Source organism: Cupriavidus necator (assembly GCF_040578825.1).
Classification (GTDB): domain Bacteria; phylum Pseudomonadota; class Gammaproteobacteria; order Burkholderiales; family Burkholderiaceae; genus Cupriavidus; species Cupriavidus necator_E.
This window is the reverse complement of record NZ_JBEFLI010000116.1, coordinates 1-12,556: the sequence shown is the minus strand read 5'-3', so window position 1 is coordinate 12,556 and position 12,556 is coordinate 1. Positions and strand designations below refer to the sequence as shown.

At 68.5% G+C, this 12,556-nt stretch carries 11 protein-coding genes; 8 read left to right on the top strand and 3 right to left on the bottom strand.

The genetic code is table 11. The annotated features are described in order from the left end of the window. Nucleotides 1–79: 79 nt before the first annotated feature. From AB1I47_RS32085 to AB1I47_RS32075, 3 genes are all read right to left on the bottom strand, one after another. Nucleotides 80–1,369 carry a 3-isopropylmalate dehydratase large subunit gene (locus AB1I47_RS32085; protein ID WP_354687693.1) on the bottom strand — a complete coding sequence of 430 codons (1,290 nt, stop codon included), beginning with the start codon at nucleotides 1,367–1,369 and terminating at the stop codon, nucleotides 80–82. After that, on the bottom strand, nucleotides 1,366–2,424 hold the full coding sequence (locus AB1I47_RS32080) for a tripartite tricarboxylate transporter substrate binding protein (RefSeq protein WP_354687692.1): 1,059 nt from the start codon (nucleotides 2,422–2,424) through the stop codon (nucleotides 1,366–1,368). The genes AB1I47_RS32085 and AB1I47_RS32080 overlap by 4 nt, the downstream gene beginning before the upstream one ends. A 121-nt stretch (nucleotides 2,425–2,545) precedes the next feature. After that, nucleotides 2,546–3,328 (bottom strand): GntR family transcriptional regulator, encoded by a 783-nt coding sequence (locus tag AB1I47_RS32075; protein WP_354687691.1) that lies wholly within the window; start codon nucleotides 3,326–3,328, stop codon nucleotides 2,546–2,548. A gap of 732 nt (nucleotides 3,329–4,060) precedes the next feature. On the opposite strand from AB1I47_RS32075, the gene AB1I47_RS32070 reads away from it, so the two are divergent. The 8 genes from AB1I47_RS32070 (at nucleotide 4,061) to AB1I47_RS32035 (ending at nucleotide 12,345) form a co-directional block, all read left to right on the top strand. Next, entirely contained in the window at nucleotides 4,061–5,587 is a 1,527-nt protein-coding gene (locus AB1I47_RS32070) for a hypothetical protein (RefSeq protein ID WP_354687690.1), read from the top strand. Between the two features lie 182 nt (nucleotides 5,588–5,769). Next, nucleotides 5,770–6,201: a hypothetical protein gene (locus tag AB1I47_RS32065; protein WP_354687689.1), complete on the top strand. Its 432-nt coding sequence runs from the start codon at nucleotides 5,770–5,772 to the stop codon at nucleotides 6,199–6,201. After that, the gene (locus AB1I47_RS32060) at nucleotides 6,198–6,908 is read left to right on the top strand and encodes a C39 family peptidase (protein ID WP_354687688.1); all 711 of its coding nucleotides are present in this window, start codon (nucleotides 6,198–6,200) and stop codon (nucleotides 6,906–6,908) included. Before AB1I47_RS32065 ends, AB1I47_RS32060 begins: the two co-directional genes overlap by 4 nt. Nucleotides 6,909–6,918: 10 nt before the next feature. After that, nucleotides 6,919–7,836 (top strand): flagellin, encoded by a 918-nt coding sequence (locus tag AB1I47_RS32055; protein ID WP_354687687.1) that lies wholly within the window; start codon nucleotides 6,919–6,921, stop codon nucleotides 7,834–7,836. 76 nt (nucleotides 7,837–7,912) lie between these two features. Beyond that, a complete protein-coding gene (locus tag AB1I47_RS32050) occupies nucleotides 7,913–9,352 on the top strand; it encodes an acetate kinase (RefSeq protein WP_354687686.1) in 1,440 nt (479 codons plus the stop codon). Nucleotides 9,353–9,581: 229 nt separating this feature from the next. Continuing rightward, nucleotides 9,582–10,094 carry a DUF1269 domain-containing protein gene (locus AB1I47_RS32045; protein ID WP_354687685.1) on the top strand — a complete coding sequence of 171 codons (513 nt, stop codon included), beginning with the start codon at nucleotides 9,582–9,584 and terminating at the stop codon, nucleotides 10,092–10,094. Between the two features lie 276 nt (nucleotides 10,095–10,370). After that, nucleotides 10,371–11,507, top strand: coding sequence for an ABC transporter substrate-binding protein (locus AB1I47_RS32040; RefSeq protein ID WP_354687684.1), 1,137 nt, complete (start codon nucleotides 10,371–10,373; stop codon nucleotides 11,505–11,507). Nucleotides 11,508–11,547: 40 nt separating this feature from the next. Further along, nucleotides 11,548–12,345, top strand: coding sequence for an SDR family oxidoreductase (locus tag AB1I47_RS32035; RefSeq protein ID WP_354687683.1), 798 nt, complete (start codon nucleotides 11,548–11,550; stop codon nucleotides 12,343–12,345). The last annotated feature ends 211 nt before the right edge of the window (nucleotides 12,346–12,556 follow it).

The window sequence follows — 12,556 nt, the reverse complement described above, 5'->3', positions numbered from 1 at the left end:
TGGCAGGGGAGGGGGCGGAGGGGGATGTCATGCAAACAGTCAGACCCGCTGCGCGGGCACGAATTCGGGCCTGCGGGCGTTACCCCAGCAGGGTACGCGGGTCGGTAATGCGGCCGGTAACGGCGCTGGCGGCCACCGTCATCGGCGAGCCCAGCCAGACGGCGCTGCCCGCATCGCCCATGCGGCCGGAGAAGTTGCGTGCGGTCGAGGCGATGGCACGGCTGCCCGCCGGGAAGCGCGCCGCGCCATAGCCCGCGCAGGCGCCGCAGGCGTTGGGCAGCAGCGTGGCACCGGCCTCGGTCAGGATGGCGAGCGTGCCTTCGCGCTCGGCCTGCTGCTGGTCGCGGCGCGAGGCGGGCGCCAGCTGCAGCGTGACGCCCGGCGCCACGCGGCGCCCGCGCAGCACGCGCGCGGCCATGCGCAGGTCTTCCAGCTTGGCGCCGGTGCAGGCACCAAGGTAGGCGATCTGCACGGGCTCGCCGGCGGCCTGCTCTACCGGCGCGCTGTTGGCGGGCGAGTGCGGCGCGGCCACCTGCGGCGCGAGCGCGGCCGCATCGAAGCGGTGGGTGGCAAGCACGGGCGCGTCGGGGTCGCTGCGCCAGTGCGCGAGATCGATTTGCGCCAGCGTCTGCGCGGGCACGCCGGCCTGCGCCAGCCAGTCCAGCGTGACGGCGTCGGGCGCCACCAGGCCGGTCTGCGCGCCCAGTTCGGCGCTCATATTGGTGAGCGTCATGCGCTCCTGCATCGGCAGCGCGGTGACGGCGCTGCCGGTGTATTCGAGCGCCTCGTAGCGCCCGCCGCCCAGCCCCAGCGTGGCGCACAGGAACAGGTTGATGTCCTTGGCGCAGACGCCCGGCGCAAGCTGGTTATCCCACTGCAGCCGGATGGTGTCCGGCACGCGCAGCCAGATCTCGCCGGTGGCCAGCACGCCGGCCATCTCGGTCGAGCCCACGCCGAACATATAGGCACCAAAGGCGCCGCCGGTGGGACTGTGGCTGTCGCCGCCGACGATCAGCCGGCCCGGCAGCACGTAGCCGCGCTCGGGCAGCACCACGTGGCAGATGCCTTCGGCATCAATAAACTGTGCGCCAGACTGGCGCGTCCAGTCGCGCGTGAAGCGCAGGATCGATTCGGCCTGCGCATCGCCGCCAGGCACGAAGTGGTCGGTCACCACCACGTAGCGCGACGGGTCCCAGACGCCGGTGTCCAGCTCCTGCAGCAGCGGCGCCACGCGGCGCGGGCCGCTCGAGTCGTGCGACATCGCCAGGTCAACCTGGCAGATCACAACGGTGCCGATCTGTGCGTAGTCAAGGCCGGCGGCGCGCGCGACCAGCTTTTGCGCCAGCGTGGCGGGGCGGGTGTCACTCATTCCGGCGAGGCTCCCGAGTACTTGACCACGCCCGCCCAGCGCTTCACGTCCTGCTTGACGAAGGCGGCGAAGGCGTCGGGCGGCGTGCCCATCGGCTGCGCGCCGTCGTTCTCCAGGCGCTTGCGCACCGCGGGGGTTTCCAGCCCCTTGCGCGCGGACTGGTACAGCGCCTGCGTGACTTCGGCCGGCATGCCGGCGGGCCCGAACAGGCCGAACCACGCGCTGGACTCGAAGCCCTTGACGGTAGCGCCGATCGGCGCCGCGCCCGGGAACTGCGGCAGCGGCGCGGGGCTGGTCACGCCCAGCACCTTGAGCTTGCCGGCGCGCACGTGCGGCAACACGTTGATGGTGCTGGCGAACATCAGGTCGCACTGGCCCCCCAGCACGTCGGTCAGCGCCGGCGCGGTGCCCTTGTACGGGATGTTGACGATATAGGTGCCGGTCATCATCTTGAACATGTCGCCGGCCATATGCAGCGACGAGCCGACCGAGCCGATGGCGAAGTTCAGCTTGCCGGGTTCGGAACGCGCCAGGCGGATCAGCTCCGGCACATTGTTGGCGGCCAGTCTGGGCGTGGCCACCAGCACGCTGGGCACGTTGGCCACCAGCGTGATCGGCGTGAAATCCTGGATCGGATCGAACGGCAGCTTCTTGTACAGCGTGGCGTTGATGGTATGACTGGTGAAGCTCATCAGCAGCGTGCTGCCGTCCGGCGCGCTCTTGGCGACCAGGTCGGCGGCGATATTGCCACCGGCGCCGGGGCGGTTCTCGACGACCACCGGCTGGCCCAGGTCCTGGGACATTTCCTGGGCGATGGCGCGCGCCAGCGTGTCGGTGGTGCCGCCGGCGGGCGCACCGACCAGGATCCGGATCGGCTTGCCGCCGGCCATTTGCGGACTTTGCGTACCAGAACTTGGCGTGACCTGCGCCGCGGCGGACAGCGGCAGCGGCAGCGCCAGCGCCAGCCCGCAAGCGGCGAGGCGGCGTACTGCGGTGCGACGGGTGACCGAAGGCGAACGGGTCTGGCTGGACGAAACCAGGCGGAACTCTGGCATGACGGCTGCTCCTCGCTTGATGTGATCAGGGATGCGCAGTATCGCCCGGATCAGGGCCCGGCGCATCCCTGCGCCGGCACCGCCGCGGTCAGGCATGTCGGCATACGCGGCTGCTGGCGCGTCAGTCGCGCAGCCCCGGGCGGGTTTCGCTTTCCACCCAGACGTTGGCGCTGTCCACGCCCGCTGGCGACAGTTCCATCCGATACTCATAGCGGTCCGGGCGGTACTGGCCCAGCAGCAACTGCACCGGGCGACCGGCCTGGTCCTTGACCACGCGGCGTACCGCCAGCAGCGCGCCGCCCACCGGCACATCCAGCAGCGGCGCCACCACCACGTCGGCCAGGCGTGCGGACAGCACCTGGCTGGCGCGGCCCAGCTTGACGCCGCCGGCCTCCAGCAGGCGCAGCACCGGGGTCTCTTCCAGCGCCTTGCGCGTGATCGGCCGGCCGAGTTCGGCGGGCAGGTAGACCGTGATATGCGACAGCGGCCGGTTGCGGTAGTGGCGCACGCGCACGATCTTTACCACCGGGTCGCCGGCCTCGATCTGCAGCGACTCGGCCACGTCGGGCGTGGCATGGACCTCATCGATCGAGATCACCTTCACGGACGTCTTCTGGCCCATGTCGATGATGTTGTCGAGCAGGCTGGTGCCGCGTTCCTCGCCGGACGAGGCCGGCCGCACGGGATGCGGGTTGACGAAGGTGCCAAGCCCGCGGTGGCGGCGCACCAGGCCTTCCTGCACCAGGCGGTCGAATACGCGCCGCATGGTCACGCGCGATGCGTGGAACTGCTTGGCCAGGTCGATCTCCCCAGGCAAGGGGCCCTGGCCGAAGCGGCCCTCTACGATCTGCTGGCGCAGCACCACGTAAATCTGGTGATACAGGGGAACGACGGCTTCACTCATGGTTTCCCTTGTGGAGAGATGACAAGTCTGTAATGCCTCTAATGTACTTTAAATCAGACATAGAACCTAGCAAGGAAAGTCACTGAGGTTATTCCGACACAACCCGCACGTTGCGGTGTTGCATCGCTGCATCCCCTCCTCCAAAGGATTTAGTGTAGGAACAGTCAGCCATCTTGAGTGTGGCTTTAAGCACTTTCACGCTGTTCGTGCGGACGTTTTGCCGGGCGTAGCAACGTGCTGGCACGGGGCGACCAGAAACGGGCCTGGGTGCAATGTGGGCCGCCCAACATGGGTGGATGATGCCGGACGAGAGGGCGACGTGGGAGCCACCCGCGGTCGATGTTTCAGCGTCGATACGCGGCCGGATTCTCCGGGCAAGTCCGGCGTCAGCACCTAATGCACTGAAATTTAAGGATTTTTTCAGGTGATCCCGCCGTATCCCGGATGGCACTGGAGTGCCTCTGTCACAGCGGTGTGACATGTCGTCTGCCGCGCACAGCGTCGCGGGCTGGGTGGAGCGATCAAAGCTCGCAAAAGGGTCCCGGCGTGTAGTCGGGGAAGCCTTGTTCCACAAGGGAAAGCCGCTCCAGGTGGCGCCGCTGGCACCGAATATGCGCTAGGGGAGTCTGGTTTGGCAGGGTGCCGGACCTGACCCTCCAGCCGTCGTTCCGCGGAGCGCCGGCTGGAGGCTGAGCCGCTGTGACACTGGTGACATTCTCCTGGGAGTTTCGTATGAAAAAGACCTTACTGGCGTCGGCAATTGCCATGGCATTTGCAGGGCAGGCATGGGCAAATCCGACCAACAACAACGACGTTGTAAGAGGCGGTGGGGACAACACGCAAACCGCTACGGCGACCTCGTCGCAGGGTGGCAGCGGCGCGGCGGCGAACGAATACTCGACCGCAGTGCAGGCCAACGACAGCAGCACCAACACCGACACGCGTACCGCCACCATCGGCATCAGCAAGAACAAGACCGTTACCAAGACCAATTCCGAAAACCGCGGGCGTGTCACGTTTGATCGCGGCTATGGCAATGCTGGCGCCAACAACGGCAGCACCGCCACGGCCAACTTCTCGAACGCGTTCAACAGCAGCAAGGCGATCGCGCTGAGCAAGCTGAGCGGCTCGGTCAGCGGCAACTCCGTGCATGGCATCGGCAATATCGCGACCAACTCCGGCAGCGCCAATGGCGGCGTCGGCCGGGGCGGCCTCGGCGGTACCGGCGGTACGGGCGGCGGCGGCGGCACGGTCACGGGCGGTAACGGCGCGACCGGTGCGGTCGGCGCAGCGTCGACGGCGACCAACGCCGGCGCGCACGCCGGTGACGCAACCAGCGGAGGCGCGGTGGCCGGCAACGGCGGCCGTGGCGGCGATGCCTCCGGCACGGCAGGTGCGGGCGGCGCGGCCGCGGGCCTGGGCGGCTCGGCGCTCAGCGCTTCGGGTACCCGTGGCGGCAACGGCGGCGATGCAGCCGGTACTGGCGGCGGCGCACTGAGCGCTTCGCTCGGCGCGGGCGGCCGTGGCGGCTACGCTGACTCGGCCGGTGGCGGCGCGCTCGGTGCCAGCGTTGGCCTGGGCGGCACCGCCGGGACGGGCAGCTCCACCGGTGGTGGTGGCGGCTCGGTGGGCGGTGGCGCGGGCAATGACACCGGCGGTGCCGGTGCCGCGGGCGGCGCCACAGGTTCGTCTGCCGCCAGCGGCTCGGCCGGCACGACCACGGCCACGGGCGGTTCGTCCAGCGCGGCTGGCGGTGCCGGCGGCGCTGGCACGGCCACGGCGGGCGCAGCCGGCGGTGCCGGCAGCGGCACGGGCGGTGCGGGCGGTGCTGCCGGGGCAGCGACCGCGACGGCGACGGCCGGCGCGGGCTCGGGCACGGGCGGCGCGGGCGGTACGCAAGGCAGCGCTGGCGGTGCCGGCGGTGCGGGCGGCTCGGCCACGGCGGCAACGGCCAACGCCAGCGCGACCAACGGTAGCTCCACCGCCGGCAACGGCGGCAGCGGCGGCGCGGGCGGCGCGGGTGGCTCGGCTACCGGCGGTGTCGCGGGCGCTGGCGGCGTCGGCAACGGCGGCACCGGCGGTACCGGCGGCGCGGGCGGCTACAACTACGTGACCGCGGGCACCTTCGACATGTCCAACACCATGACCAGCGTCGGCCAGACGGCGGCGGGCATCATGATGGCGACCCAGAACAGCGGTGTCGCGTCCCTGGTGCAGCAAAGCGTCAACGTGCAGGCCAACCTCAACGTCGGCAGGTAAGACGCGCAGCCCCGGCCTGTCCTGAGCCGTCGGGCAAAGGACCGGCCGGCAGCTTCGCCGTCATGCCGGCAGGACCGGCGCCCGTATCCTGTGTGCGGGCGCCCCGGCCCTGTCATGCCTACGCAAGCCTGAATAGCCCGCCGCCCCCAACGGAAGGCGCGCGGGCAAGGGGAGACGACACCATGCAATCGGTCCGCTTCGCCGTCGGCACATTCGCGACGGTCTTACTCGCCTGGCCAGCGCTGCAGGCTCACGCGGAGCCGCCAGGGCTGGAAGCCGCCATGGCAGCCGCGCGCACCGCCGCGGGCAGCGCCCAGGAACCGGCGCCGCAGGCTACGCCGCCCACCACCGGCACTACGTTGTTTGGCGGGGTGGCGAAAGCCGTACCCGTGACTAAACTGGATGACATTCGTGGCGGCGCCGAGGTGGTCGTCAACGACATGCGCCTGCACGGCACCGTGGCCGACAACGCCGCGGTCAATGTGTTGTCCGGTGCGAACAGCATCGCGGACGGAGCGTTTGCGAACTCGGCGGGGATACCCACCGCGATCCAGAACTCCGGTTCCAACGTGCTGATCCAGAACGCAACGATCGTCAACGTCCAGTTCAAATGAAGCCGCTGCGAATCCTGTTGGCGTTTGTACCGTTCGTGCTTGCCGCGGGGGGCTGTTCACTGGCCATCCCATCCGCGCAGGCGGCCGACAGCTATATGTACGGCCCGGTCGGCGAACCCTACAGCGTCAGGGTCACCAGTCTTCGCGAGGCGCGCTTCAGATCCACGATCCGGCAGCAATACGACTTCAGCTGCGGCTCGGCCGCGGTGGCCACGCTGTTGACTTACCAGTACGGCCATCCGATGAACGAGGCCACCGTCTTCCAGAACATGTACCTCAACGGCGACCAGCAGAAGATCCGCGCCGAGGGGTTTTCTCTGCTCGACATGAAGCGCTTCCTGGCCGCGCTCGGCTATGAGGCCGACGGCTACGAGCTGCCGCTGTCGAAGCTGGAAGAAACGCAGGTGCCGGCCATCGTGCTGATCGTCGAGCATGGCTACCACCATTTCGTGGTGGTCAAGGGCGTGAAGGGCAACCGCGTGCTGATCGGCGATCCCGCGCGCGGCACGCGCGCCATGTCACGCGAGCATTTCGAGAAGATCTGGGACAGCCAGCTGCTGTTCGTGATCCACAACCGCACGGAGAAGGCGCGGTTCAATGTGGCTGCCGACTGGCGCCTGGCGCCAAACGGCCCTTACTGGATGGGAGTCAACCGGGATAGCTTGTTCTTCACCGTCATGCCCAAGCATGGCGCTGGCGACTTCTGAGGAACGCATCATGTTGCAGACTTCCTTCCCGACCCCAGCAGTGCCTCGCAGCGCCGGTTCAGCGGCCGCTGCCATGCTGCTGGGTGCCGGTATGGCCTGTGCCGGAACGGCGCAGGCCAGCAACCTGCCGCAGCCCGACGCGCTTGATGCGTCGGCGCTGCCGTCGCAGGCGGCCAGTTCCGCCCGCAACGAGAACAACAACCCACTGGCTGCCGCGCGTGGCAGCATGGCCGGCTGGAAACCGGTCGCGCACGACAAGCTCGACGAAATGCGGGGAGGCTACGAGGTGCCGGGCCTGCAGGTTTCGTTCGGTATCGAACGCGCGGTGTATATCAACGGGGCCCTGGTGGTCGCAACCAGCATTACGATTCCCGATGTCAGCCGCATCACCGCCGACCAGGCCGCGCAGCTCGCGTCGGCGCTGGGGCCGGCCATCGTTGCCAGCACCAACGCCGCGGTCAACAACGCGCTGGCCGGCAATCCGGTGACCGCGGGCACGCAGGTGGGCGCGGACGGCGCCAACGCCAGCGCGAGCACGGGCAGTGCCGGGGCTGCGGCGTCGGCCGGCGGAACGGCTGGTGCCAGCGGCGCAGCGACGGCTGTCGCGGCCAATGGCGGTGCCTCGTCCGGTACCGGTGCGGCCGGTGCTGCCGGCGCCGGCGTGCCGGGCACCACGGTGACCACGGCCACGGGCCAGGTGCTGACCAACGGACTGCTCAACGTGATCCAGAACGGGCCGGGCAATGCCGCATCGGTGGGCGCGCTGGCGGGTACGCCCGCGACGGTGATCCAGAACACGTTGAACAACCAGAGCATCCGGAGCCTGATGACAATCGACGCAAGCGTGAATACGCTGCAGGCATTCCGGTCGCAACTGGCCAACACGACGCTGAACAACGCGTTGCTGCGGGCCGCAAGCATGAGGTAGTCGTAGCGAGGCATCGGGCAGTACAGGTCGCAGGCTCCTGCAAAAACAGTCTGCCGTCCCGGGGGAGGAAGACGTCATGAAGAAGCGGTCGATGCAGGGCATCCGCAATGCCGGATGCTCGACGTTACTGTTGCTGGGCGGGCTGGCGCAGGCCCAGACGGCGCCGGATGCGGGTCCGCCCGCGGTCGGACTGGAATCGTTGCAGCGGGAGCTCGCCGAACAGGCAACCCAGCTCGACGCCATGAAGCGGGCGCTGGCCGAACAGGAGGCCGTGATCCGCGAGCTGCGCAACGTGATCGGCACGGAGGTGCTGGCCAACAAGCGCGGCGGCCAGCGCGCGGGACCCGGCGTGTCGCCGTCCGACAATGCCACCACCGCCGCCACGGCGGCAGCCGCGTCCAGCGCCACGCAGGCAGCGCCCAACGCGGTCAGCAATCCGCAGCAGATCACGCTGCAGCCGCCGCAGGACGTGGCCCAGGGCCCGCAGGCTGGCGAAGCCGCCGACAGGCAGACCGTCGCGCTGGAAGAACCGGTGGGCCGCCCGCCCGAGGAAGACCGCCGACCGCCCGAGATCGCGCCGATCATCGACCAGCCTGGCGTGCTGACCGCGCAGGGCAAGCTGGTGGTCGAGCCCGGCTTCCAGTACGGCTATTCCTCCAACAACCGCGTCGCACTGGTCGGCTACACGGTCATCCCGGCCATCCTGATCGGCCTGGTCGATGTGCGCGAGGTCAAGACCTCGACCTACATCCCGTCGGTCGCGTTTCGCTACGGCTTGACCAAGCGGCTGGAACTCGAAGCCAAGGTGCCTTACGTGCATACATCGGGCCAGACCGTCAGCCGCGAGGTCTTCACCGGCACGGCCGTCGACCGCGTGTTCAATGCGAGCGGCAGCGGCATCGGCGATGTCGAGGCCACGGTGCGCTACCAGCTCAACTATGGCAACGAGAAGATCCCGTACTTCGTCGGCTGGCTGCGCTACAAGTCCGCGACCGGCAAGGACCCGTTCGAGGTCGTGACCGATTGCGTCACGCGCTGCGTGGGCAATGCCACCGGCACCGGCCTGCCGTTGGGCCTGCCCACCGGCACCGGCTTCCAGGCGATCCAGCCCGGCATCACCTGGCTGCTGCCGACCGACCCGGCGGTGTTCTTCGGCACCTTCAGCTACCTGCACAACTTCGCGCGCAACAACGTGAGCCGCACCGTGCTCAATGGCGAGAAGGAACCGCTGGGCAAGATCGCGCCCGGGGATATCTTCGAGTTCAGCTTCGGCATGGGCCTGGCGCTCAACGAGAAGGCGTCGTTCAGTATCGGCTATGACCAGGCCATCATCTGGCCGACCAAGCAGAACGGCCAGACCGTGCCGGGCTCGGTGCGCGTGACGCAAGGCACCTTGCTGGTGGGCTATTCATATCGCTTCAGCAACCGCTATACGCTCAACCTGTCGGTGGGCGCTGGCCTCACGCGCGACACGCCCGACCTGCAGGTCAATATCCGCCTGCCGATCACTTTCTGAAGCGCTCGCGCTCTCATTTTTTCTCTCCCCGGCGCATGACGTGACGTGTGCCCCGCACGCGCGGGGCATACGTTTGCATCACATCGGCGCACCGGATGCGCGCGCCCCGACAGCCGCCTTGCGCTTGCCCTGCTAACGGCGTACAAAGAAATAACCCCGCGCCGCCAGCGGTACATTCCCTGCCCCGGTTCACCCACACCAGCGGCGCGGCCTGAAAAAGGAGCAAGACATGCGCAAACGCATCTTCTGGTTGCTGCCTGACCTGGCGAGCGCCCGCCGCACCATGGACGACCTGCTGCTCGCCCGCATCGAAAACCGCCACATCCACTTCGTGGCGCGCGACGGTGCGGACATGACAGGCCTGCACGAAGCCAACCTGTTCCAGACCTCCGACATCGTGCATGCCGCCGAGATGGGGCTGGTGGTGGGCGGCGGCGTCGGCGTGGTGGCCGGCGCGGTGGTGGCAATGTTCCCGATCGTCAGCGATACCCCGCAGTGGGGGCTGGTTGGCGTGCTGGCGGTGCTCGGCGCGGTGTTCGGCGCATGGGCCGCGAGCATGATCGGCAGCTCGGCGCCCAACAGCAGGCTGCGCGCATTCGAGAAAGACATCGAGGACGGCAAGATCCTGCTGATGGTGGACGTGCCGCGCCGCCGTATCGAGGAAATCGAAACGCTGCTGGCGAACGCCCATCCGGAAGCCCGCTTTGCGGGGCTGGATCCGGCCATCCCGGCGTTCCCCTGATCCGCGCTCGCTGTATTGGCTGTATTGGCTGTTTCCGCTGTCTCGCATGTCTTTCGCGCGCCCGTGCGGCGCGTTCTGACGCGCATCCTATAGCGCGCCCCTGCTTGCACCGGGACCGCACCGCGGTTCCGGTGTGAGGCCGCTGCAACACTCCCCCGTGTTCCTGTTTGCCCCAACCCGACGCATGCGGTAACTTGCGTGACGGCGCACGGCCATGCCCGCCGCGCCGCAAACAGAACTATGAGATCAGCCCACCAGGGCGGAGGGGTCGAGACAATGAAGGCGAAATGGATCGCGTGCGGCATGCTGGCCGCCACGCTGGGATGGGCTGCGCAGGCGGTATTTGCAGAACCGGGCGTGACGCGCAACGCCATCCGCATCGGGCAGTCGGCGGGCGTGACCGGACCGGTGGCCGGTTCCGTGAAGGAGCAGATCGCCGGCGCGCAGGTCTACCTGCGCACCATCAACGCCAGCGGCGGCGTTGCGGGCCGGCGCATCGAGCTGGTGACCTACGACGATGGCTTCGATGCCAAACGCACGCCCGACAACGTGCGCAAGCTGATCGACGAAGACAAGGTGTTCGCGCTGTTCATGGTGCGCGGCACGCCGCAAAACGAAAGCATCCTGCCCATCATCGCCGAGCACAAGGTGCCGCTGGTGGCGCCGCTCACCGGCGCGATCACGCTGCACCGCCCGGTGAACCGCTACGTGTTCAACGTGCGCGCCAAATACCAGGACGAGGTCGCGCGCGCGATCAACCACCTGGCGACATCGGGCATGAACCGCATCGGCATCTTCTACGCCAACGACGGCTTCGGCCGGGACGTGCTTGAAGGCTTCAGCACCGCGCTGCAGGCGCGCGGCGTGCAGCCGGCGGCAACGGCCAGCTTTGCGCGGCCGATGGGCGATATCGGCCAGGGTGTGGCTGCGATCCATCAGGGCAACCCGCAGGCGGTGCTGGTGATCGGCTCGGGCTCGGAGGCCGCGCGCATCATCCGCGAGCTGCGCCGCGCCGGCAGCCAGGCGCAGTTCGTCACGCTGTCCAACAATGCCGCCGATTCGTTCATCCGCGATCTGGGCGAAGATGCGCGCGGGCTCATCATCACGCAGGTCGTGCCGGGCACCAACTCGAGCCAGATGACGCTGGCCAGCGAGTACCGCAACATGGCGAAGCAGCAGGGCGTGGAGACGTCCAACGCGGGCATGGAGGGTTTCATGTCGGCCAAGGTGCTGGTCGAAGGGCTGCGCCGCGCCGGCCCGGAGCCCACGCGCGAGCGGCTGGTCAACGCGCTCGAAGGCATGCGTGACTATGACCTCGGCGGCATCCTGATCAGCTACAGCCCCACGCGCCATACCGGCTCGTCCTTTGTCGAGATGTCGATCGTTTCGTCGACCGGCAAGCTGATCCGCTGAGCGCCTGCGCGGGCAGGGACGCTGCGGTATAGTCGGCCGCATGGCTACTACTACCCCCTCCCCCGATTCCATCGTCCGTCCCCCGTTCTCGCTGCAGGACCGCGTCGCGCTGGTGACCGGCGGCGCGCAGGGCCTGGGCCTGGCAATCGCCGCCGGGCTGGCCGATGCCGGCGCGCACGTGCTGGTGGCGGCGCGCAATGCGCAGCGCGTGCAGGACGCCGTCGCCATGCTGGTGTCGCGCGCCGGCAGCGCCGAGGCGCTGGTGCTCGACATCACCGATGAAGCCGCGGTCGCGGCGGCGTTCGAGCACATCGACGCCGCGCACGGACGGCTCGACATCCTGGTCAACAACGCCGGCGCGCGCAACCGCAGCACGATGGCGAAGCTCGACGCCGGCGACCTGCGTGCCATGCTCGAAACGAATCTGGTCGCGCCCTATACGCTGTGCCGCCTGGCCGCGCAGCGCATGCGCCACGGACAGTACGGGCGCATCGTCAATGTCAGCTCGATCGCTGGCCAGGTAGCCCGCGCCGGCGACGTGCTCTATCCCGCCACCAAGGGCGGCCTGGATGCGCTGACGCGCGCGATGGCCGCCGACCTGGGCCGCTACGGCGTCACCGTCAACGCCATCGCGCCGGGCTACTTCGCCACCGAACCCAACCAGCCGATGGTCGAGGACGAGACCGTGGCCGAGTGGCTGTGCCAGCGCACCTCGCTGGGCCGCTGGGGCCAGCCGGAGGAAGTGGCGGGCGCGGCGGTGTTCCTGGCGTCGCCGGCGGCTTCGTATATCACGGGGCAGGTGCTGGCGGTGGACGGCGGCTACCTTGGGCATTTCTGAAGCGCTGCCGTCCAGTTCAGAACCAGCCCTCGCCTACGCAACCACCGCGCATCGCCCCCTCACGCCGCAAACCCGCGCCTACGCTCCCCTTGTATGTTCTCGGAACGTTGTTCTGAAGACAATGCAGAGGGATAGCGACCGGCAGAGTCGTCAATGTAGGATTGCTTGTTTTTCGTGGTTGGTGCGCCAAACCTGAAACCCCTCAGAGTTC